The sequence below is a fragment of the Flavobacterium sp. 103 genome, assembly GCF_003096795.1.
Lineage (GTDB): Bacteria > Bacteroidota > Bacteroidia > Flavobacteriales > Flavobacteriaceae > Flavobacterium.
On record NZ_QENX01000001.1, the window covers coordinates 3,350,441 to 3,374,536 of the forward strand.

The window sequence follows — 24,096 nt, forward strand, 5'->3', positions numbered from 1 at the left end:
ATTTTTCCTGACAGGATTTCTTATTTTTACAATTATTGCGTTTAGTCAAAAGCTAAACTTTTAAACTTAATAACCTATCTAAACTTTTCTAATGGACACTAAACAAAAACAACTCCAAGCCTTCGAACGATTATTGAATATTATGGACGATTTGCGTAAAAAATGCCCTTGGGATAAAAAACAAACCATGCAAACGCTTCGTCATCTTACCATTGAAGAAACTTATGAATTGGGAGATGCCATATTGGATAATGATTTAAATGAAGTAAAAAATGAATTAGGGGATTTATTGTTGCATATTGTTTTTTATGCCAAAATCGGCAGCGAAACGAACGATTTTGATATGGCAGACGTTTGTAATGATATTTGCGAAAAACTCATTCACAGGCATCCTCATATTTACGGAGATGTAGTTGTTAAGGATGAAGAAGAAGTAAAACAGAATTGGGAAAAACTAAAACTAAAAGAAGGAAAAAAATCCGTTTTGGAAGGAGTTCCTAGAAGTCTACCAGCTCTTGTGAAAGCCAGTAGAATTCAGGACAAAGTTAAAGGAGTGGGATTTGATTGGGAAGAACCGCATCAAGTTTGGGATAAAGTCCAGGAAGAACTGCAGGAATTACAAGATGAGGTGGTTGCCGGAAACCAGGATAAAATGGAATCCGAGTTTGGGGATGTTTTATTCTCGATGATAAATTACGCTCGCTTTTTGAATATTAATCCTGAAGACGCATTGGAACGAACCAACAAAAAATTCATTAAGCGCTTTCAATACTTGGAAAGTAAAGCCGATCAACTAGGAAAGCCCTTGATGGATATGACTCTTGCCGAGATGGATGTCTTTTGGAATGAAGCGAAGAAGCTTTAGGTTCAAGCAGTATTTAGAACGCAGTAAAAGATTACTTTAATCAGCAATCTTTTTTAATTTATTAATGTCTTTTAAAACAATTTTTTTACCCACCAATTCAATCAACCCTAATTTATTGAAATCAGATAGTAATCGGATACAGCTTTCGGTTGCGGTGCCTATCATACTGGCCAATTCGTCTCTGGAAAGTTGTACTTTTAATGTCTTGTCAGTATTTGTTCCAAAGGTTTCATGAAGATAAATCAAAGTTTCGGCTAAACGTTCTTTTACGGATTTTTGGGCCATATTGACCATGTGGTCATCTGCCAATTTTAAATCACCGCAAATTGTTTTCATAACATTCATCGAAAACTGATTGTTTTTATCGAAGAATCCTAAGATTTCAGTTTTTGGAATAAAACAAACTTGCATATCTTCTAGAGCGATGGCACTCAAATTAGCCGGTTCGTCGCTTATCATGGAACGTTGTCCCAATAATTCTCCTTTAGTGACCAATTTTACAATCTGGTCTTTTCCGTTAGGACTTAATTTGGTCATTTTACATATCCCGTCCTTAACGCAAAAAATACCGTTTACATTTTCTCCTTCCGCAAATATAGTTTCTCCTTTTTTTATAGTTTTAGAGGTTTTGCATTCTGCAATTTTAATAAGTTCGTCTTTATTTAGCGCTTTCAAAGAACTAAACTCTCTCACGATACATTGTTCACATTTACTCATAATGGAATTGGATTTTCACGTACAAAGTTATACATTTATATGATAAATATCATAGTTGAGACATATTCAATTTGTGAATTTTGTATCTGTTTAATCACCCCCCTAATTTATGGAGAAAAATAACTGTTTTCATTGCGGTTTAGATATAGTAAAAGAAGAACAAATTGTTTTTGACGAAAAAGATTTTTGTTGCAATGGATGTAAAACTGTTTACGAAATTTTCAGCCTAAATGATTTAACCTGTTATTATGATTTTGAGAAATCACCAGGTGCCACTCCACAAGATATTAACGGAAAATATGATTTTTTAGACAATGAAAGTATCGTTTCAAAATTATTGGAATTTCAAGAAGATTCAACCGCTATTATTTCACTTAGCATTCCTCACATACATTGTAGCTCGTGTATTTGGATTTTGGAAAATCTACAACGTCTTCAAAAAGGAATAAACACTTCGCAGGTTAATTTTCCTGAAAAGAAAGTCCGAATAAATTACAATCCCGAGATAGTTTCTTTAAAAAACATTGTTTATTTATTAAGCTCAATAGGGTATGAGCCTTACATCAGTTTAGATAATTATGAAACGGGAAAAAATAATGTTGACAGAAGTTTGACTTACAAACTCGGAGTTGCTTTCTTTTGTTTTGGAAATATCATGTTGCTTTCTTTTCCGGAGTATTTTGAAGTAAAGGAATTTTGGTTGGATAATTACCGCCCATTTTTCAGGGGATTAATTTTCGCCTTGTCTTTACCTTCTTTCTTTTATTCGGCAAGTGGTTATTATGTTTCGGCCTATAAAAGTATTCGATCAAAAATGCTGAACATTGATATTCCTATTGCGTTAGGAATTGTCGTAATGTTTGTTCGAAGCACTTTTGATATTGTCATGAATTATGGTTCCGGTTTTTTTGACAGTTTGACCGGTTTAATCTTTTTCATGCTTTTGGGAAAGATGTTTCAAATCAAAACTTATAGTTTTCTTAGTTTCGAAAGAGATTTTAAATCCTATTTTCCAATAGCCATTACCAAAATAAATACAGACTCTACTGAAGAAAGTATTCCTGTTTATGAAATCGAAAAAGGTAATAGATTATTGATTCGTAACCAAGAACTGATTCCTGTTGATGGTGTTTTAATATCGGATAAAGCGGAAATTGATTACAGTTTTGTTACAGGTGAAGCCGTTCCAATAACCAAAAAATCGGGAGACAAAGTTTTTGCTGGAGGAAAACAAATAGGGAAAGTGATTGAAATGGAAGTGTTGCATTCGGTTTCCCAAAGTTATTTAACCCAACTATGGAGTAATGATGTTTTTCAGAAGAAGGTAGAACAAAAACACAAAACCATCACTGATAGCATTAGTCGTTATTTTACACCAATTCTATTGCTTATAGCATTTGCAGGATTTGGATATTGGATATTTTTTGATGCCAATACCGCTTTCAATGTTTTTACGGCTGTATTGATAGTCGCCTGTCCTTGCGCATTGGCATTGACTGCTCCTTTTACTATGGGGAATATGTTGCGAATTTTTGGCAATAAACATTTTTACCTCAAAAATGCTTTAGTAATTGAGCAATTGGCCAAAGTTGATACGATCGTTTTTGATAAAACAGGAACGATAACCACCAATGCAAAATCAAATATTTCCTATGAAGGTAAAATACTTGATGAATCCAATTTGGCAATATTAAAAAGTGTACTTCGTGCTTCAAATCATCCTTTGAGCAGAATGCTGTATGATTTTTTGCCTGAAACCAAAAGATTGAAATTGGACGAATTCGAAGAGATAACAGGAAAAGGAATTCAAGCGTTGATTGACGGAGTTTCGATACAAATAGGATCTGCTAATTTTATTGTTGAAAACAGGGAAGACGAAATCAAGCAAACGACTGTTCATATAAAAATTGGTGAGGAATATTACGGTAAATATATTTTTAACAATCAATATCGAGAAGGTTTATCCGAGTTGTTTGGTAAACTTAGCGCTGAATATCAGCTGAAAGTTTTATCGGGTGATAATGAAGGGGAACGTAGTCTGCTGGAATCGATTTTGCCTAAGGGCACACAAATGATTTTTAATCAAAAACCCGAACAAAAACTTGAGTTTATAAAAGCTCTGCAAGAACAAGGCAAAAATGTAATGATGGTAGGAGATGGGCTTAATGATGCCGGTGCTTTGGCACAAAGCAACGTCGGAGTTTCCATATCCGAAAATGTGAATGTTTTTTCTCCTGCCTGTGATGCAATTTTGGACGCAAAACAGTTTCAAAAGTTGCATTATTTTTTAAAATTATCCAAAAAAGCCATCACGACCATCAAAATGAGCTTCACTTTGTCACTTTTATACAATGTAGTTGGATTGTCTTTTGCCATTACAGGAAACCTCTTGCCATTAGTTGCTGCGATTATTATGCCGTTGAGTACCATTACGATAGTAAGTTTTGTCACAATAATGAGTAATTATTATTCGCGGAAAATAAAATAGTTTAACAGGGAATTGTTTAGTTTTTTTTCATATTTTTAACATATTACATTAAATATGATAATTGTCATTTTTTGTAAATAGTGATACCTATAATTTTGTTAACTTAATATTAAGATTATGAGTGTAATTTATTTGCTTATTGCTATTAGTATTTTCGTCGCGATTGGATTTTTTATTGCATTTGTTTTTGCTGTAAAATCAGGTCAATATGATGATGACTATACACCATCGGTCAGAATGCTTTTTGACGATGAATTGATTAAATCTTCCCAAAAGAAATCAGAAATTAAGAGTTAAATTACTCTTTAATCTTTTTAACAATTACCAATTTTAAACAACTTTAAAAACAATTATAAATATGGAAATGGAACAATTTTATTATGACAACAAAATTGTAAAGAAGTTCATTTATGCTACCATACTATTTGGAGTAGTGGGAATGTTAGTGGGTCTTATATTGGCTACGATGTTCCTTTTTCCAAACATGACCGAAGGTATTTCATGGTTAAGTTTTGGTAGATTGAGACCTTTACATACCAATGCAGTAATTTTTGCCTTTGTTGGTAACGCAATGTTTGCGGGTGTTTATTATTCGCTTCAGCGATTACTAAAAGCCAGAATGTATAGTGATTTCTTGAGTAACCTGAATTTTTGGGGTTGGCAATTAATTATTGTTGCAGCTGCAATTTCACTTCCATTGGGATATACATCTTCAAAAGAATATGCCGAATTGGAATGGCCTATAGACATTGCTATTGCTTTAATATGGGTAGCTTTTGGGATCAACATGATTGGTACGATGTTGAAAAGGAGAGAGCGTCATTTATATGTTGCCATTTGGTTTTACTTAGCCACATTTATTACGGTTGCCGTTTTACATATTTTTAATAGTTTGGAGTTGCCTGTTTCTGCTATGAAAAGTTATTCTGTTTATGCAGGAGTTCAGGATGCGTTAGTACAGTGGTGGTACGGTCATAATGCTGTTGCCTTTTTCTTGACGACACCATTTTTAGGGTTAATGTATTATTTTGTGCCTAAAGTAGCCAATCGTCCTGTGTACTCTTATAGATTGTCAATTATCCATTTTTGGTCGTTAATATTTTTATATATCTGGGCAGGTCCTCACCATTTGTTGTATTCTGCTTTGCCTAACTGGGCTCAAAATTTAGGAGTTGTATTCTCTGTAATGTTGATTGCGCCATCTTGGGGAGGTATGATTAACGGACTTCTGACCTTAAGAGGCGTTTGGGATAAAGTTCGTGAAGAACCAGTATTGAAGTTTTTTGTAGTTGCCATGACAGGTTACGGTATGGCAACTTTTGAAGGACCAATGCTTTCTCTTAAAAATGTAAATGCTATAGCACACTATACAGACTGGATTATTGCCCACGTTCACGTTGGAGCATTAGCTTGGAATGGTTTTATGGCTTTTGGTATTATTTATTGGTTGATTCCAAGAATGACAAAGACTACTTTATATTCTACCAAATTGGCTAATTTCCATTTCTGGGTTGGAACATTAGGAATTATATTATATGCATTACCGATGTATTTGGCTGGTTTCTTGCAAGCTTCTATGTGGAAGCAATTCAATCCGGACGGAACCTTAACCTATGGTAACTTCCTTGAAACCGTTACTCAAATCATGCCAATGTATTGGATGAGAGCAATTGGAGGATCTATGTATTTGGTAGGAATGTTAACATTGGTTTACAATATTATCCAAACAGTTAGAGCAGGTCAAGAAGTTGAAGATGAATTGGCGGAAGCTCCTGCATTGCAAACGATTAGTTCTGGAAGACTTAGAGGAGAGAAATACCATTCTTGGTTGGAAAGAAAACCAATCAAAATGGCCATATTTGCTACAATAGCTATATTGATTGGTGGAATTATTCAAATTGTTCCAACGATTATGGTGAAATCAAATATTCCAACAATTGCAAGTGTTAAACCGTATTCTCCGTTAGAATTAGAAGGACGTGATTTATACATTCGTGAAGGTTGTGTGGGTTGTCACTCTCAATCAGTTCGTCCTTTTAGAAGTGAAGTAGAGCGTTATGGACCACAATCCAAAGCAGGAGAATTTGTATATGACCATCCATTTTTATGGGGATCGAAACGTACTGGTCCGGATCTGTTAAGAGTAGGTGGAAAATACAATGACAATTGGCATTTTAATCACTTTTGGAGTCCTCAAAGTATTTCTGCGGGTTCTATTATGCCAAGCTACAAATGGTTGTTTGACAACAAAGCTATGGATATTTCGATGACCGAAAAGAAAATGAAAGCGATGGTTACTCTTGGTGTTCCTTATTCTGATGCTCAAGTTGCAAACGGATTGAAAGATCTAAGAACACAAGCTATTGCAATTGAAGAAAGCCTTAAAAATGATCCAGATTTTGTAAAAAGTTATGAGGATAGCAAGAAAAAAGCTTTGGCTAAAGGTGAAAAATTCGTTCCTATGAATGAAAGAGAAATTGTGGCAATGATTGCTTACATACAAAGACTAGGTACTGATATTAAAGTTAAAGAATAATAAAAAAGTAAGCGTTATGTTCGAACAAATAAAACACAATATGGAGACCATTGCAGGTGTAGCAATTTTTCCAATAGTATCGTTGCTGATTTTCTTTTTCTTTTTTCTTGGCTTAGGACTTTGGGTTTATTCCTATAAAAAAGAGACGATAGACGAAATAAGTCAAATCCCATTAGAAGATTAAATTGTACAATTTCAAAAAATATAAATAATGAAAAAATTAATTCCACCTTATATAAGAGTTCTTTTCATATTTTTCTCAGTCTTAGGATTGATGGAATATTTTATAGACTCTGGAGATCGTCCTGCTTTTATAAAGTATCCAATGGTTGCAGTCTTTTTATTTGTATTGCTTTTCCTTTTGATTGCAATCGAAATAACATTGAATGCTGTTAACACAATTACTTATAGATTGTTAACAGACGAAGAGAAAGCAAAACTAGCTCATGAAGATAGTTTAAGTTTGAAAGATAAAATTTGGTACAAAAACTTAATGCAACGTTTGACAAGAACAGTGCCAATTGAAGACGAAAAACAATTATTGATGGATCATGATTATGATGGAATCAAGGAATTGGATAACAATTTGCCGCCATGGTGGGTCTATTTATTCTATGCCTGTATTATTTTTGCTGTAATATATTTGGTTCGTTTTGAAATAATGGGTGCGCCAGACCAAGAAGCTGAATTGAAAAGTGAAATGGCTCAAGCCAAAATTGAAGTGGCCGAATACATGAAAACAGCTCCCGATTTGATGGATGAAAAAACAGTAACTTTGTTGACAGATCCCGCTGATTTAAATGCAGGAAAAGCTATATTTACTACGAACTGTGTAGCTTGTCATAGAGCTGATGCAGGAGGGCAAATTGGGCCTAACTTAACAGATGATCATTGGATATTGGGTGGTGGAATTAAAAACTTATTTCATACAATTACTAATGGTGGTCGAGATGGTAAGGGAATGATTGCTTGGAAAGGAACTTTAAAACCGAAGGAAATTCAGGCGGTTGCAAGTTATGTTATCTCTTTAAGAGGAAGTAATCCTAAAGATCCAAAAGCACCAGACGGAGAAATTTGGGTTGATGAGAATGCTCCAGCAAGTGCTGCTGCCCCTGCGGTAGATAGTACACAAGTAAAATAATAATTTAACGATATATTAGAATGAAGAGCTTTGTCAAAAATCAATACTTTTGAGAAAGCTCTTTTTTAGTATTTTAAAAATAGAAAAATGTCAAGTAATCTAGACGAATCTTTCAGAGATACCATTGGGACTATTGATAAGGAGGGTCATAGAAAATATATTTATCCCAAAAAGCCTTCTGGTAAGTTTTACAAATATAGAAAGTGGGTCAGCTATTTTTTATTGATTATTCTCGTTGCTAATCCTTTCATAAAAATAAACGGTAATCAATTTATGATGTTCAATGTTTTGGAACGTCGTTTTAATATTTTTAGCTTTCCTTTTTGGCCACAGGACTTCTATATTTTTGTTCTGTTTATGGTTATTGGAGTTGTATTTGTTATTTTATTTACGGTTATTTTTGGGCGAATATTTTGTGGCTGGATTTGTCCGCAGACTATTTTTATGGAAATGGTTTTTCGTCGTATAGAATATTGGATAGAAGGGGATAGGGGAGCACAAATCCGCCTAGAGAAACAAGAATGGAATGGAGAGAAAATTAGAAAGAAAGCTTTAAAATGGTTTGCGTTTCTAGTGATTTCGTTTCTAATTGCCAATGTGTTTTTAGCTTATCTTATCGGTAGCGATGAATTATTTCGTTTAATTGAAGACGGACCTTTAGCCCATTCGAGTAGTTTTGTGTCATTGTTGATTTTTACGGGTGTTTTCTATTTTGTTTTTGCTTGGTTTAGAGAACAAGTTTGTATTATTGCTTGCCCTTATGGAAGGTTGCAAGGAGTTTTATTGGACAAAAAATCAATAAATGTTGCTTATGATTTTGTTCGTGGTGAGAAAGAAGTTGGTAGAGCCAAATTCAATAAACAGGAAGACAGGGCAGCTTCGGGAAAAGGTGATTGTATAGATTGTAAACAATGTGTACATGTTTGTCCAACGGGTATTGATATTCGTAATGGAGTTCAGCTCGAATGTGTAAATTGTACCGCTTGTATTGATGAATGCGATACAATAATGGAAGGTGTTGGGTTGCCTAAAGGACTTATTCGATACGCCTCTGAAGATGAAATTGAAACCAAAGCGAAATTTAAGTTCACCGCTAGAATGAAAGGTTACACAGCAATATTGGTCATTTTAGTTGGTGTACTTACAGGTTTGCTGTTTTTAAGAACCGAAGTCGAAGCCACCATTTTGAGATTACCAGGTCAATTGTTTCAACATAAAGGGGATAATATCAGTAACATATATACTTTTAAGATTATCAATAAGACGAATCATGATATTAAGGATATGAATTTTAAATTGGTTGGAATTAAAGGTACTTTAAAAGTAGTTGGTGTTCAGGAATTACAAGTTCCAAAACGAGGAATGACGAGCGGAACTATGTTTATCGAAATCAATAGGTTTTTGTTGGAAAGTGATAGAACTAAATTGGAAATTGATCTCTATGAGGGAAATAAAAAAATTGAAACAACATACACTAATTTTTTAAGCCCCCGTAGTTTTGATTAGCTAAAGTACATTTTAAAAAAAAGTAATTTAATTAGAAGAAATCTTTAAAAAGAATAAAAATGAAAATTAATTGGGGAACTTATATCGTGATTGCTTTCGCTTTGTTTATAAGCTTCATTATGTATTTTGTGGTAAAAGTGCAGTCAGATAGTAAGTATGATAATGATTTGGTGGTCGAAGAGTATTATAAACATGATGTTCATTTTCAAGATGAAATGGCACGCATCCAAAATGCTCATGATTTAAAGTCGAAGCCTGTAATTACTGTCGGCGCTAATGGTATTACGATTGTTTTTCCCGCTGATTTCAAACCTGCAGCTATCAAAGGAACTGTTGCTTTATATAGACCTTCCAATAAGAAATTTGATTTTCAATTGCCACTTTCGTTTACTGATTCAGCCTCATTATTTATTGCAAAGGATAAGCTAATTGGTGGTGAATGGGATATCAATATGGAATGGAAATATAAAGGAAAGTCTTATTTGACCAAACAAGAGATTTATATTAAATAGAAAAGAAATAGAGAAGAAAAATTAGTTTCAAATCATTTCACTCTAAAATCTGCAATCTAAAATCACAATGTTTTACACCGCTTTTTTATTTGGTTTAATCAGTAGTTTTCACTGCATAGGAATGTGCGGTCCTATTGCTATGATGTTGCCTGTAGAGCGAAATAATCCAGCCAAAAAAGCAATTCAAGTCATCACTTATCATTTGGGACGGTTAACGGCTTATGGGAGTATAGGTTTGCTTTTTGGATTGTTGGGAAGAGGTTTGTTTTTGGCAGGAATTCAACAGCAACTTTCTATTTTTATTGGGGTGGCTATGATTTTGGTGATTCTGATTCCCGAAAAGATTTTTGCCCAATATAATTTTTCGAAACCGGTTTACGGTTGGATTTCAAAGATTAAGCAAAGTCTAGGTAGTCATTTCAAAAACAAAAGTTTCAAATCGCTTTTTATTATTGGTTTGCTCAATGGGTTTTTGCCCTGTGGGATGGTTTATGTGGCTCTATTTGGTGCAATTGCAATGCAAAGCGCCGGTTTTGGAGTTTTATATATGTTGCTTTTTGGTTTAGGAACCGTGCCTTTGATGAGTTTGGTGGTATATATTAATTCGTTTATCACTGTTCCCATTCGAAATAGAATTCAAAAAATAATTCCTTATGTTGGGATTGTAATAGGTGTATTATTTATTCTAAGAGGGCTTGGGCTTGGGATTCCTTATGTTTCTCCCTCGAATATGAGTTTGTTTGTACAAGAAAAAGCCAATTGTCATTAATTGGCTTTTTTTTGGTATCTCGAATAATATTGAATGTTTAAAAATTCCCTGTTTTTGCGTGAGTGATGGCAGTGGAGCTCTTTTTTTTGATTCCTTTTTTGAGGAATCAAAAAAAAGCGGGAACGTACAGCACGACCCGCAGTTTTTACGGAGGGGCACGCCCAAAAGAGCTTTAAAAAACAGGTGAATTAAATTAATATGATATTCTTTTAAGATATCCTTAGTTTTCTTTTAAATGGTCATTGAAAATAATGCTGTCTCTGGCGCTTTTCTTTTTAATCTTAAATCGAAGGCCATGCAAATGTTACGAACATATGCTTTCCCTTCTTCCGTAACAATTATTTTGTTGTCACCTATAATCAATAAGCCATCGTTTTCCATTTCTTTTAGCTGAAATACAATTTCTGGGATTTCAGAAACATAATTTGCTGAATCCTCCCAACTGGTTTCAAATTGGCACATTAGATTTAAAATGTGTTTCCTGATAATTAGATCTTCAGTAGATAATAAATGCCCTCTATAAATAGGTAATTCGTCTGATTCTAGTACTTTGTAATACTCTTCTATGGTTTTGACATTTTGGGCAAAGCTGTACCAGCTGTCGCTTATGGAGGAAACGCCTAAACCAATCATCAATTGAGTTTTGGAGGAACTATAGCCCATGAAGTTTCTGTGTAATTTTTTGTCTTCAAACGAATGATATAAACTGTCCGATTTTAAGGCAAAATGATCCATTCCGATTTCATAGTACTCATTTTCAAAAAGCAGTTCTTTTCCAACTTCGTATAATTTTCTTTTGGCGTCGTCTTTAGGAATATCTTCATCATGAAATCCACGTTGTCCATTTCCTTTTATCCACGGCACATGGGCATAACTATAAAATGCCAAACGATCTGGTTGTAAGGAGTTTGTCTTTTCGATAGTATCTACGATATCTTCAACTTCTTGAAAAGGCAATCCAAAAATAATGTCATGACCTATTGAAGTATAACCAATTTCTTTTGCCCAAAAAGTAACCTTAGCAACATTGTGAAAAGGCTGTATTCTATGAATGGCTTTTTGTACTTTTTCAGAATAATCCTGTACCCCAAAACTCACTCTTCTAAAACCCAAATCATATAGCTTTTTCAAATGGGCAAGAGTAGTATTATTGGGATGTCCCTCAAAACTGAATTCATAACCTTCAGCTTTTTCGGCAAGCGAGAATATTCCGTTTATTAATTTTTCAAGGCTTTCTATGGAGAAAAATGTTGGTGTTCCTCCGCCCAAGTGGATTTCTTTAATTTTGGGTTTTTTGCCCAAGATATTACGGTATAGTGTCCATTCTTTTAGAACGGCATCAATATAAGGATTTTCAGCATTGTGGTTTTTGGTGATGCGTTTGTTGCAACCGCAAAAGGTGCATAAGCTTTCGCAAAAAGGCAGATGAATGTATAAACTAATGCCTTCTTCGTCATTACTTTCCTGAAATGATTTTTTTAGGGTTTGTATCCAAGTTTCAATAGTAAATCCTGACTCATCCCAATATGGAACCGTAGGATAACTTGTATAACGTGGCCCAGGAACATTGTATTTTTGAATAAGTGAGGTCTTCATAAATATGCATTTTATATGATGTCAAAATTAAGGTGACTTTTTTAGGATTAAAATGATATTTATCATATTCGTTTATAGTCATATACAAACAAAGAGGTTCATTCGAACCTCTTTGTGGAGTTTTTTATAGACTTTCATTAATTAAACCGACCCATTTTTTTGCCAGTTTATGGTCTTCAAACAAACAATTGAAATCTAAAAAATGATTTTCGATATTATAGATTGGAATCATTTCTTTCTTCATGGTGTTCTTATGAACCAGTTCTATTTCGACTTTTTCCATTGTGCCTAATCTGCTTCTGGTAGTTTCCAGTAGAGTACACAGAATAATGTTTGTTAAATCCACAAAATAAACTGTTTCTTTCTTATAACTGAAATCAATAAATAGAAAGCCTTTATTCTTCTGGTCTATGGACAGAATTTTTTTGTTCTGTGTTTCGGTTATTTCAAAATTATAACGATTGTTTTGGCTGTATTGTTTCTTTATCTCTTTTATTTTTGCTCTATTCGTTATATTGGAACGGAAGACTAAAGTTAACGGAATACCTATTAAAATTGTGATTATAAGACCTATTATGGTTACTGATGTGTCCATTTTTTATTTTTTTTGTAATTATATATAATGATTTATTTTCTTGATTCAGATGAAAACAAGAAGGATTTAAAAGTTATTTTAACTTTTATAATACGGAATCATGATATTAAATCACCAAAAATAATGGAAGGGGAAAAGTAAAATCGAGATTTTTCTACATCGATCGATGTCTTGATCTGATAAAACTATTTTAAGATTACTTTCTTTAAAACTTGAAAATAATGGAAGTGTCGTATTGGAGTCGTCTATATTGACTGGAATACGGTTGTTGTGTTTTAGGTCAGGATTGTTTCTTTCTATACTGGGTTGGACGAAATGAGAAATGCTTAAACTTTCTTTACTGAATGAAGTGTTGTTATCCTTTCTAAAAGAAATGGTAGCATCGTGATTTGCACTATAGGCAAAACTGAACTGAATCAGTAACCCTGTAAATACGATAAATTTCCAAAACTTTCTCATATTGCAAAAATAGAGAATAGGTTTTTGTTTAAGGAGTGTATTATGGTAAATGAAAGTTAAAATTAACCCGTTGGGTGAAATTAAAATGAATAAAAAAAATGAACCACATAGAGACATAGATTTATAATTAGTGCCAAAGAATAGCTAGAAAATAGTACCATTTTTTCTCATAGATTACTATGTGAAAAGTAAAACGTCTATCAAACGCTTTAAATTATTACTATTTTCTATGTTTCTATGTTGTTAAAACAATTTCACCCAACGGGTTAAAATTATATATTTTATAAAAAAAGCCTCAAACTTATTAAGGTTTGAGGCTTTGTATCTATTTGTGAATTTAAACTTATTCGATGTTTAAATTTCTCAATTGTTTTAGTTTTTCTTTCCAAACATCTAAGCTTTCTTTATGGATAGCAATGTTTTTTCGAACTTCCAATACGATTGAATTTTCTTTTTTTGCGTTTTTTGTGTTAGTGAAAAACTGAATGTTATTCTCTAGTTGGAAAATTTCATTTTGTACTTCTTCAATTTTACGCATCAAGAAAATCTTCTCATTATCGAGTTTTCTAGTGTCATTGCTTTCAGATAAATGATCCATTCTGTTAGAAAAACGCATCATTTCGGTATCTTTTTTGCTTAAGCTTAATTTTTCAAATAAGGCATCTAGAATTTTATTGAATTTACCTTCGATATGTCTTCTTGGGAAAGGAACTTTACCAAAGTTTTTCCAAGTTTCAATATGTAATTTAATCGCATCTAAATCTGTTTTGTGATCTCCAGTTAATTGGAATTCTCTCAACGTCTCCAAATAGGCTTTCTTCTTGTCAAAAGCCTCTACTTCGTCAACGTTTTCAACACTTTTGTGTTCTTTTAATTTGTCAAAATAGTGATTGCAAGCTTCTCTAAATTCGTTCCAGATTTTATCAGAGTATTTTCTTGGAACGTGACCAATTTTTTTCCACTCCTCCTGAATTTGTTTCATGATAGGAGTAGTGCTGGCAAAATCAAGACTTTCCTGTAGTTCTTTGGCTTTCTTTACCAAAGCAATTTTTTTGTTCAGGTTGTCGTTTTGGTCTTTTTTAATGTCTTTGTAAAAAGAATTTTTAAAGCTGTTGAAATTTCTAACGGCTGTTTTGAAAGCGGCCCATGTAGCTTCGTTAACATCAGCTGGAACTTTTCCTGCTGAGAAAAACTCAGAACGTAAAGCTTCTACTTTTTCGATTTGGGCTAGCCATTGCGAATGTGCATTCACTTTTTCGGTAGCTAAAACTTCAATTTTGGCAATAATTTCTTTTTTCTTTTCTAAGTTTTCGAGCTCGGTTCCTCTTAAGTTTTCAAACAATACTTCACGCTTATCATGCATTTTTTTTGTTAGTTCACTAAATTGGTTCCAAATTTCATCGCGATGTTCTCTTGAAACAGGACCTATGTCTTCTTTCCAAATTCTGTGTAAATCTTGAAGTTCTCTAAAAGCTTTATTGATGTCAGCTTCTTTAAGTAGTTCTTGAACACGTGCAATGATTTTTAGCTTTTGCTCTAGATTGTATTTGAAATCAATATCCCTTGCTTCTCTGTCTAAGTGCAAATAATCATAAAAATTTTCTACGTGAAAATGATAATTATTCCAAACGTGATTGTATTTATCTTTTGGAATTGCACCTGCATTTTTCCATCTTTCTCTTAATTCATTAAAATGATTTAAAGTGTCTTTGATGTTTGCTTGTGGATTGATTAATTCTTTTAGTTCTTCTACAATAGCCAATCTAACTTCCAAGTTAGTTTTCAAATTAGATTGCAAACTCTTAAAGTGTAAGTTTTTATTGTCTTTGTAGATTGTATAATATTGATCGAACTTTAATTTTAGTGGAGAATGGTATTGGAATTCTTCGTTAGGATCTTGATTTTCCTGATTGAATTCTTCCCTTTTTTCTTCTATGAGGTGATTGTATTTGGCTAAAAATGCTTTTCGAATTTCTTCAACATGCTCTTTAATTGACATTACTTTTTCATTTGTAACCAAATTTTTCAATTCACTTACAAGTGTTTCCATCGGTAATGCATCATAATCAAGCATTGGAATATCATGACGTTCTTTTAGCGTTTCATCTTCACTTTCTTCAGCATTTGTTTCAGCTATGGCGTCTATCACGTTTTGCTTTTCGTCTGTTTCGTTTTCATTCGGAATTACTGTTTCAGAAACGGGGTTTACCGTATTTTCTTCTGCTGCAGCATCACTGATTTCACTTTCTGTTACTACAGACGCTTCTGATTGAATTGTTTCTTGCAATTCATTGGCTGTTTTTCCATCTATCTCAGTTTCTTTTAGAGACAGGTTATCGTTCTTTTCTTCTAACATTTTGTAAATGTATAAGGTTTTTATTTTTTGAATGCGAAAGATACTAAAGGTGCGTCAAAATACAAAATAAAACTTTTGTTTATAATCAAATTTAGTAGATAAATCTTACTTAAATAATGTAATTTGAATTCTTTCTAGTTTGCTCACTTGTTTTTTTATTTTATTGCTACTCTTTTCATCACAGAACATTAAATAGAAAACCCTCAAAGGATAATCCATTTTGAGGGTTCAGTATTTTTATAATCGAAGAGTTGATGCTCTTGTAAAATTAATAGAATAAGTAGCTTTTTATTTATTCCAAATCTTCCAGGCTTTCTCTGCTTGAAAAATAAGCATGTCCAAGCCATTTTTAATATGAGCGCCATGTGCTTTGGCTTTACTAAGAAATTGGGTTTCTGCGGGATTGTAAATCAAATCGTAAGCAATGTGTTTCTCTGTAAAGAATTCATAAGGAATCAGCGGGAATAAATCAACATTCGGGCTTGTTCCAACCGGAGTACAATTGATTATAATTTGGTAGTTGTCAAATGTTGTGGCATTGATAAGACTGTAATCAATACAATTTTGTTTGGCTTCGCGAGACACAAAAGTGTAAGTGATATCCAATTGATCCAATGCAAAAGCTACTCCTTTGGAGGCTCCACCAGTTCCAAGAATAAGTGCTTTTTTATGATGCGGTTGCAGTAGTGGTTCAAGAGATTTCTTGAAACCGTAATAATCGGTATTGTAGCCTTTTAATTTTCCTTTTTTGGCGAATTTTATGGTGTTTACGGCTCCAATTTGTTCAGCGTTTTTAGATAGTTTATCCAAAAAAGGAATCACAGACTCCTTATAAGGGATAGTTACGTTTAGTCCATTAAGGTCTGTATTGTTTTTTATTAACTCGGTAAAATCATTAATTTCGGGAATATCGAAATTTTCATAACTGCATCCTTCAAAATGTTCTTTGCTAAATTTTTCTGTAAAATATCCTTTTGAAAAGGAATAACTGATATTACGACCTAATAAACCAAAACGTTTTCTTAAAACTTCAATCATTATTGTTTTTTATGTTTGTCAATATAATTTCGCACCATTTTTTTCTCCCAGACTACAGGGAATAAATCTTCCAAGAGGATGTAATTGTTATAATTCAGACGCAGAGCATTGCTCAAGTGAAATTTTGCTTTGATGTTGTCTGAAATCATAAAATACAATCCAGCCAAACGATATTCTACCTCGTTTTCTTCTGGGAAGTACTCGGATGCTTGTAATAATGTTTGAATTGCGCTTTCGAATTCGCCTAAAAATTGTAAAATGTCAACCCAGAATAACCAGGTGTCGAGTTGGTAATCCCCAAATTCTACTGCTTTTCTATATCCAAATTCGGCTTCTTCAAACAAGTTCATTTGTTTGTTGATGGCTGCAAATCGTTTCCAATACAATTTATTTTGGTTGTCAATGGCTAAAGCTTTATTGACAAAAAACAATGCTTTTTGGAAGTTTTTTTGACGTACATAAAAATCGGTAATCGCAATCCATCCTTTGTCCAAAAGTGGATCTTCATGTACTGTTTTGTTGAAATATTTAAGGGCTAAAACTTTGTTGCCTAATTTTTCATAACATTTCCCTATTCGAAGCAAGGCATAGGATGTTGCATCGTCCAATTCAATGGTTCGATTGTAACTTTCAATGGCAAGGTCGTACTTTTTTAGACGTTCCAATGCTTTTGCTTTTTCCATAAAAGCACCAAGAAATTCCTCGTCTATAAGAGTTGCATAATCAAAAGCACGTATGGCGCTTTCGTATTCTTTTACGCCATAGTACAAACGTCCCAATTGATGCCAAGCAATCTCACTATATGGGTTTTTGTCAATATATTTGTTTATATATGCTATTGCTTCTTGGTTTTGATCCAAAAATTCAAAGCAATATACCACATTGTATAAAGCCGATTGGTCTTCGAAATCTTCTTCCAGACATTTAATGAAACTTTCTTTGGCTAATTCTAGATTGTCCATAAAAAGATATTCCATACCGATTAAGTTGTAAACATCTGCATAGTCATCGGTGTATTCTAGAGCAATCTTAAGCATTTCTACTGCTTTTTCATGCTGATCCCTTTTGGAGCAAATATTGGCTTTCTGGATGTAAATTTCTTCGTTTGTGGGTTCAATGGCATACAGCTCATTCAATAACTTTTCGGCTATTTCGAGTTTGTCGTCATAAATGAGCATTTCTACTTGAACTAATTTAAGCCCACTGGATCTTGGGTGTTGTTCCAGAGCTAATTTTAAAGCTTTTTTGGCCAATGCTGACTTGCCCATGTCGAGGTAATGAAGAATGATTTCTTCAAATTCTTCGGAGTCAAAAAAGAGTACTTTGTTGGTTTTCAACATGGACTCAAATTTGGATAGGGATAAGTTATACTCTTCTTCTTCGTTGCTTAATTGCATACTGTGTGTTTTTAAATTATCCTAAAATAAAATTAGGAAAACGTATTGTTGAAATGAGGAAGAATTTTATTTGTTGTGAACAATTTAATTAACAGGTTTCAATGGCAATTTCAATGTCAATATCAAATTTTTAAACCTATTCAAAAATCTAAAATCTGCATTCTGAAATCTGCAATCTTAAATCTTAATTTCATTCATTACTTCAAGAATTATCGCGCAGCCTTCTCTGATTTCTTCTTCGGAAATTGTAAGAGGTGGTGTTATTCTAATCGCGCATCCTTCAAAAAGCAACCAAAATAGAATTAAACCTCTGTCTTGACATTTTAGAATGACTTCATTCGTAATGTCTGCACTCGCTGTCATAGCAGCAAGCATCAATCCTTTTCCTCTTATTTCTTGTATCAAAGGATGTACCAAAAGGGATCTAAAGAGTTTTTCTTTCTTTAAAGCTTCTGTCATGATGTTGGTTTCAGTTAATTCTTTCAAAGTGGCCAAACAAGCTGACGCAATGACAGGGTGACCTCCAAATGTGGTGATATGACCTAATTTTGGATTTTCGGTTAGTAAATCCATCATTGCAGTTGAAGCTGTGAATGCACCTACAGGCATACCACCGCCCATTCCTTTTCCCATAACAACGATATCCGGTACAACATCATAGTTTTGGAATCCGAAAAGTTTTCCCGTTCTTCCAAATCCCGGTTGTATTTCGTCGAGTATCATCATTGCACCTACTTCGGTACATCGTGCTCTTACTTTTTTCAGAAAATCATTATGAGGCTCAATAAAACCAGCTCCTCCCTGAATTGTTTCCAGTATGATTCCGGCAGTTCTGGTAGTTATTTTTTGTAAATCGGCTTCGTTGTTGAATGTTATAAAATCGACATCTGGAAGCAATGGACGAAAAGCTTGTTTGCGTTCTTCAAATCCCATAACGCTCATCGATCCCATTGTGTTGCCATGATAGGCGTTGTGGCACGAAATCAATTGACTTCTCCCTGTAGCTCTTTTGGCTAGTTTTAAGGCGCCTTCTATACCCTCGGTTCCCGAATTAACTAAATAGGTTTTGTCTAGAGGAGAAGGCAGGAGTGAGGCCATCAATTTACAATATTCCACCGCTGGGCTTTGGGAGTATTCACCATAAACCATAACATGCGAATATTTGTCTAACTGATCCTTTATGGCGTCATTCACTCTCTTGTTTTGATGTCCTAGTGTGCAAGCCGAAACACCTGCAACAAAATCTAGATATTTTTTGTTATTTGTATCAAAAATATAAGAACCAATGGCATGCGAAACTTCCATGCCCAATGGATAGGGTGAAGTTTGTGCTTGGTATTTAAGGAAATCAGGATTCACGGTGCTTTTTTTATTAATGTTTTGATTGCTGATTTAAGATTAACGATTTTTGACTCGAGCGATAGCGAACTGGCGAAGCATTTTAGATGTTTAAATCTGCACTCAAAAATCGTTATTCCTCAATCTTAAATCTTTTTCTTCTTATCGTAATTCAACGTTTCTTTTCGAATTTTCATGGGGACAGCTTTTTTAGCTTTGTCTTTTGTTGTGGCTTCAATGACTTTGAGTTCTTCGGCATTTTCTTCTTCGCTAAAAACGTCGTCTTTTGATTTTATTCTTTCATCTCCGCGCCATTTTAGTCCTTTGAGTGTTCTCGCGTTTTCGGGCAATTCGGATTCGGGATAAATATCGCCATCCACTTGTTTGAAAAAAGTGATGGTTTCTATTGTGTTTTTATCAAAAAGAATATTGATTTTACTGCTCACATTTTTGTTGATACCAATTAGTTCCTTGGCATCATTCCGCATATAATAAATCACTTCTGCATTTTTTATGATATCCACATCATGGAGTTTCCCTTCTTGAAATTTTCCAAATAAGTTTTGCCCTTTTGTCTGATTAAATCCGGTACCAAGAGTGTCCTTCGAGACCAGAAAAGTGTTGTTGAGCACTTTGAGCGAATCAAGTTTTTGGGTCTTTTTATCTCCAATGAGGTGCATCACATCACCTGTAATTTGGCTTTCACCATTCCATAGTATTGGGTTTCCAATCAATTTTGTTAGACCTAATTTTGAGCTGGAATGGATAGAATCACATTTTCCGCTCATATCTGTTTTGTAAAAACGAACATTATTGAAGGCGCGAATGATTCGGTTTCCTTCTTTTCCGGTAACCATGAGTTTTTTGCCATGAATATAAACCGAGTCGTTATCTACAAAATTAACAGCCAAGGCTCTTTTAGTCACAAACATGGAGTCTTTCTTTTTGTATAATTCGGCATAATGTCCTCGAATTACTCCTCGATTAATAGAATCGGTTATTTTTACATTTCGTGTTGCAGAAGCAAATTCTTTGTTTCGGTCATAATACAAACTATCTCCTTTTATCACTCGATCATCATACCTAATGTAAGATTTGTCCAGAAAATGGGCAAGATTTTTCTTGGTATCGTAGAAGCCTTTTTCGGTGTAAATATAATTGGCTTTACTTGTTATTGTTGATGGACCAAAAAGGTACGAATGACCTGAATTACTGTAATAATCCAAATGATTGGATTTGATTTCGTATGTTTTGTTGGTAAGTGTTACAGCAGTTAGGAACTGGAATTTTTTCTGGGTAACATAATATCTTCCGGACTTACTTTTTAAGGTATTGTCTTTGTTAACGATAGTTCCGTTTGTATTGTAATATACTTCTTGTATGTTTCTGTCAAAATAGATTGTGTCCGTAGCCAAAGTTGCATCTGGTGAACTCATTACTGCATTTCCAGTTGCAAATGCTTTTTTTAATTCACCACTGTATTCCGCATAATTACTGTTCAAATACAAAGTGTCGCCTTGTACCAATTGTACATTTCCAAAAGCTTTCAAATAATTTTCTTTCTGAAAAAAATAAGCTTTATTACAGGTTAAAATGACTCCGTCGTGACTAACTCTTACATTTCCAGTAAGCAAAAGCGCATCTGGAATCTTAAGTTGATCGACATCAGCAAAGTCAGACTGTTCAATATGTATTTTTTTGGGAGCTTGTGCCAAAACAAGATTTGCACTAAGAAATACTAGGCTATAGATAATGAAATTTAAAGATTTCTTCAATGGTCTTAATTTTTTTGTAAATTTATGAAAAATGGGGCAAACCCCTTATATATTAGGATTTATTTATAACAGTTTGTTATTTGAATTATAAGAGCGATTTTTTTAAAAAATATTTATAAACAAAAGGATTAGCTATTACGTTGTAGTGGTTTTTTAATTTGTAAACTAACCTGAATCAGTAGGTTTTGGTGGTTATTTTTTTGAAAAAAGCGTTAAATTTATGGATTGATACCGAATACAAATATAGTATCAAATCTATATTTTTAATTTTTTATAATTTAAAAAAATGATCACAAAAAAAATAGTAATGGCAGGAATAAGTGTTTTGCTTATAGCGACTGCATGTAAAACTAAAGATGTAAAAATGAGTGTACAAAAGAAAGAAACCGTCTCTGGAAATAAAGCAGTAGTTTATCAAGTTTTTACTCGATTGTTTGGTAACAAAAATACAACCAATAAACCATGGGGTACTATTGAAGAAAATGGAGTTGGAAAATTTAACGATTTTACAGATAAAGCGCTTCATGAAATAAAAGATTTAGGTGCTACCCACATCTGGTACACAGGCGTTCCGCACCATGCTGTTATACGAGATTATACAGCTATCGGGGTTTCAAATGATGATCCAGAAGTGGTAAAAGGAAGGGCAGGATCACCTTATGCTGTTAAAGATTATTACAACGTGAATCCTGATTTGGCAGTTAATCCTGAAAAGCGTTTGGAAGAATTTGAAGCTTTGATTAAAAGAACCCATAAGGCAAATCTTAAAGTAATTATTGATATAGTTCCCAATCACATTGCTCGTAAGTACGAAAGTAAAAGTAATCCAAAGGGAGTGAGGGATTTTGGTGCCGATGATGATGTTACTGTGGAATACAAAAGAGACAATAACTTTTATTACATTCCGAATACGCCTTTCCAATTACCTGATGGTGACAAGCCTTTGAACGGGGAAAGCAATCCGCTTATTGACGGTAAATTCGAAGAAAATCCAGCTAAGTGGACTGGAAATGGTTCTCGATTGGCAAAACCGGATAAAAATGACTGGTACGAAACGGTTAAAGTAAATTATGGTATTCGACCTGATAGTTCAAAGGACTTCCCTGAATTACCGGCTGGCTATGATAAACTATCCTATAAAGAACATTTTGATTTTTGGAAAGATAAAAATGTCCCTAGTTCTTGGACTAAATTTAGAGACATTGCTTTGTATTGGACCGCCAAAGGTGTTGACGGTTTTAGATATGATATGGCCGAAATGGTTCCTTACGAATTTTGGAGTTATATGAACTCGGCAATAAAAAATGTAAATCCAGACGCATTCTTAATGGCCGAAGTATACAACCCGAAAGAATATCGCAATTATATTCATTTGGGTAAAATGGATTATTTGTATGATAAAGTAGAGACTTACGACAAACTGAAAGATATCATCCAAGGAAAAACTCCACCAGATGGGCTTTCATATATTCAAAGCGGTTTAGCTGACATTGATATACACATGTTGAAATTCTTGGACAATCACGATGAACAAAGATTGGCTAGTCCAGAATTTGCAGGTTCTCCCGAAAAAGGAAAACCAATGATGGTAGTTTCCACTATGATAACTTCAGCGCCTATTATGATTTATTTTGGACAGGAAGTAGGAGAGGCAGGGAACGAAAATGGTGGATTTGGCTCTCATTCCAGAACATCAATTTTTGATTATGTAGGAGTTCCAAATCATCAACGATGGATGAATGATGGTGCATTTGATGGCGGAAAGTTATCGCAAAGCGAAAAAGATTTACGTGATTTTTATAAACGATTGCTCAATTTCTCTGCAAAAAGTTCTGCAGTAATGGGACAATTTCAAGATCTTCAAGAAGTAAATCGCAATGCTGGCCTTGGTTACGATCCTAACCATCTGTATTCTTTTGTACGTTGGTCAGATAATCAAAAACTAATTGTGCTTACTAATTTTTCATCAGAAGCTTCTAATACTTTTGAGCTAAAAATTCCTGCTGATATAATTAGTAAATGGAATTTGAAAGACGGAAGTTATACGATAAAAGATCAGCTGTATGAAAAAAGTATCATTCAATTACAAGTTGTGAATGGAGAAGGAAAAACGTCTATTACAATACATCCGTTAGAATCATTTATTTACCAGTTGTAAAAGTGCTCGATAAAATAAAAAAGCTGAAGTAAAATTAATTTTACTTCAGCTTTTTTATTCTTTACTTTTTAAAAGTAGCTTTATAATTTTCGTTTACTTTTTCCCAATTTATTATATTGAAAAAAGCATCGATATATTTTTTCTTTTTGTACTGATAATCCAAGAAATAAGCATGTTCCCAGAGGTCAATTCCTAAAATTGGTGTTCCGTGAAATCCAGCAACAGGAGCATAGGTCATTAATGGATTGTCTTGATCCTGAGTTGTGGATAATTGCAGGACTCCTGTTTTATCAACTACCAGCCAAACCCAGCCAGATCCGAATTGTTTAGTTGCAGCGTCTTTAAATACGGTTTTGAAATTGGAAAATGAGCCAAAATCTTTAGTGATCTTTGAAGCTAATGTGTCTGTTGGTTCGCCACCTGCTTTTGGTCCTATGGTTTTAAAGTACAAACTATGGTTGTAATATCCACCTGCATTATTACGTAATACTGGATCGTTGATGTCTAATTTGTTTAATATATCTTCTATCGAAAGGTTTTCTTTGTCAGTTCCTACAATCGCCTTGTTTAGGCTGTTGGTATAATACAAATAATTTTTATAATGTGATTCTACTGTCAAAGCTGATAGATCAGGTGATAACGCATCATATCCAAAAGGAATTTTTTCCAATTGAAAAGATCCTTCATCCGCTTTTAAATCATTTGGATTGCCTATAGAAACTTTCTCTTGTACTGTAGGTAAAGGGACTTCGACAACTTCAGTTAATTTTTTATCGTTACAAGAAATTAAAACCGAAATAAAAAGCAAATGAGCTATTAGAAAAGTATTTTTTTTCATAAGATTAATACA

At 33.7% G+C, this 24,096-nt stretch carries 20 protein-coding genes; 10 read left to right on the plus strand and 10 right to left on the minus strand.

What is annotated here, in order from left to right:
• Positions 1–91: 91 nt before the first annotated feature.
• Positions 92–865 (plus strand): nucleoside triphosphate pyrophosphohydrolase, encoded by a 774-nt coding sequence (mazG, locus tag C8C85_RS14205; protein WP_116797645.1) that lies wholly within the window; start codon positions 92–94, stop codon positions 863–865.
• A gap of 36 nt (positions 866–901) precedes the next feature.
• On the opposite strand, the gene C8C85_RS14210 is transcribed toward mazG, so the two are convergent.
• Positions 902–1,582, minus strand: a complete 681-nt coding sequence (locus C8C85_RS14210) for a Crp/Fnr family transcriptional regulator (RefSeq protein ID WP_116797646.1) — start codon at positions 1,580–1,582, stop codon at positions 902–904.
• Positions 1,583–1,691: 109 nt separating this feature from the next.
• Between C8C85_RS14210 and C8C85_RS14215 the strand changes: the two genes are divergently transcribed.
• The 8 genes from C8C85_RS14215 to C8C85_RS14250 all read left to right on the plus strand — a co-directional run bounded on the left by C8C85_RS14215 (position 1,692) and on the right by C8C85_RS14250 (position 10,534).
• Positions 1,692–4,070, plus strand: coding sequence for a heavy metal translocating P-type ATPase (locus C8C85_RS14215; protein WP_116797647.1), 2,379 nt, complete (start codon positions 1,692–1,694; stop codon positions 4,068–4,070).
• A gap of 117 nt (positions 4,071–4,187) precedes the next feature.
• Positions 4,188–4,367, plus strand: a complete 180-nt coding sequence (gene ccoS, locus C8C85_RS14220) for a cbb3-type cytochrome oxidase assembly protein CcoS (RefSeq protein WP_100430019.1) — start codon at positions 4,188–4,190, stop codon at positions 4,365–4,367.
• 61 nt (positions 4,368–4,428) lie between these two features.
• On the plus strand, positions 4,429–6,606 hold the full coding sequence (gene ccoN / locus C8C85_RS14225; RefSeq protein ID WP_116797648.1) for a cytochrome-c oxidase, cbb3-type subunit I: 2,178 nt from the start codon (positions 4,429–4,431) through the stop codon (positions 6,604–6,606).
• 16 nt (positions 6,607–6,622) lie between these two features.
• The gene (locus tag C8C85_RS14230) at positions 6,623–6,790 is read left to right on the plus strand and encodes a CcoQ/FixQ family Cbb3-type cytochrome c oxidase assembly chaperone (protein WP_116797649.1); all 168 of its coding nucleotides are present in this window, start codon (positions 6,623–6,625) and stop codon (positions 6,788–6,790) included.
• Between the two features lie 27 nt (positions 6,791–6,817).
• On the plus strand, positions 6,818–7,747 hold the full coding sequence (locus C8C85_RS14235; protein WP_116797650.1) for a cbb3-type cytochrome c oxidase N-terminal domain-containing protein: 930 nt from the start codon (positions 6,818–6,820) through the stop codon (positions 7,745–7,747).
• 87 nt (positions 7,748–7,834) lie between these two features.
• The gene (gene ccoG / locus C8C85_RS14240; RefSeq protein ID WP_116797651.1) at positions 7,835–9,253 is read left to right on the plus strand and encodes a cytochrome c oxidase accessory protein CcoG; all 1,419 of its coding nucleotides are present in this window, start codon (positions 7,835–7,837) and stop codon (positions 9,251–9,253) included.
• A 59-nt stretch (positions 9,254–9,312) separates the two neighbouring features.
• A complete protein-coding gene (locus C8C85_RS14245; RefSeq protein ID WP_116797652.1) occupies positions 9,313–9,765 on the plus strand; it encodes a FixH family protein in 453 nt (150 codons plus the stop codon).
• A 67-nt stretch (positions 9,766–9,832) separates the two neighbouring features.
• Entirely contained in the window at positions 9,833–10,534 is a 702-nt protein-coding gene (locus tag C8C85_RS14250) for a sulfite exporter TauE/SafE family protein (RefSeq protein ID WP_116797653.1), read from the plus strand.
• Positions 10,535–10,765: 231 nt separating this feature from the next.
• Here C8C85_RS14250 and hemN read toward each other — a convergent pair whose 3' ends face one another.
• The 8 genes from hemN to C8C85_RS14290 all read right to left on the minus strand — a co-directional run bounded on the left by hemN (position 10,766) and on the right by C8C85_RS14290 (position 21,088).
• Complete coding sequence (gene hemN, locus C8C85_RS14255; RefSeq protein WP_116797654.1) at positions 10,766–12,130, minus strand: oxygen-independent coproporphyrinogen III oxidase; 1,365 nt, start codon at positions 12,128–12,130, stop codon at positions 10,766–10,768.
• A 124-nt stretch (positions 12,131–12,254) separates the two neighbouring features.
• Entirely contained in the window at positions 12,255–12,725 is a 471-nt protein-coding gene (locus C8C85_RS14260; protein ID WP_116797655.1) for a hypothetical protein, read from the minus strand.
• Between the two features lie 111 nt (positions 12,726–12,836).
• Positions 12,837–13,184 carry a hypothetical protein gene (locus C8C85_RS14265; RefSeq protein WP_116797656.1) on the minus strand — a complete coding sequence of 116 codons (348 nt, stop codon included), beginning with the start codon at positions 13,182–13,184 and terminating at the stop codon, positions 12,837–12,839.
• 343 nt (positions 13,185–13,527) lie between these two features.
• Positions 13,528–15,540, minus strand: coding sequence for a DUF349 domain-containing protein (locus C8C85_RS14270; protein WP_116797657.1), 2,013 nt, complete (start codon positions 15,538–15,540; stop codon positions 13,528–13,530).
• A gap of 288 nt (positions 15,541–15,828) precedes the next feature.
• Positions 15,829–16,578 carry a shikimate dehydrogenase family protein gene (locus C8C85_RS14275; protein ID WP_116797658.1) on the minus strand — a complete coding sequence of 250 codons (750 nt, stop codon included), beginning with the start codon at positions 16,576–16,578 and terminating at the stop codon, positions 15,829–15,831.
• Positions 16,578–17,975, minus strand: coding sequence for a tetratricopeptide repeat protein (locus C8C85_RS14280; RefSeq protein WP_116797659.1), 1,398 nt, complete (start codon positions 17,973–17,975; stop codon positions 16,578–16,580). Before C8C85_RS14280 ends, C8C85_RS14275 begins: the two co-directional genes overlap by 1 nt.
• A gap of 177 nt (positions 17,976–18,152) precedes the next feature.
• Positions 18,153–19,334, minus strand: coding sequence for an aspartate aminotransferase family protein (locus C8C85_RS14285; protein WP_116797660.1), 1,182 nt, complete (start codon positions 19,332–19,334; stop codon positions 18,153–18,155).
• Positions 19,335–19,459: 125 nt separating this feature from the next.
• The gene (locus C8C85_RS14290; protein WP_116797661.1) at positions 19,460–21,088 is read right to left on the minus strand and encodes an OstA-like protein; all 1,629 of its coding nucleotides are present in this window, start codon (positions 21,086–21,088) and stop codon (positions 19,460–19,462) included.
• A gap of 286 nt (positions 21,089–21,374) precedes the next feature.
• Here C8C85_RS14290 and C8C85_RS14295 point away from each other — a divergent pair, with 286 nt between their 5' ends.
• Positions 21,375–23,246 (plus strand): alpha-amylase family protein, encoded by a 1,872-nt coding sequence (locus tag C8C85_RS14295; protein ID WP_116797662.1) that lies wholly within the window; start codon positions 21,375–21,377, stop codon positions 23,244–23,246.
• Positions 23,247–23,307: 61 nt separating this feature from the next.
• Here the strand turns inward: C8C85_RS14295 and C8C85_RS14300 are convergent, their stop codons facing one another.
• Positions 23,308–24,084: a superoxide dismutase gene (locus tag C8C85_RS14300; protein ID WP_116797663.1), complete on the minus strand. Its 777-nt coding sequence runs from the start codon at positions 24,082–24,084 to the stop codon at positions 23,308–23,310.
• Positions 24,085–24,096 lie beyond the last annotated feature (12 nt).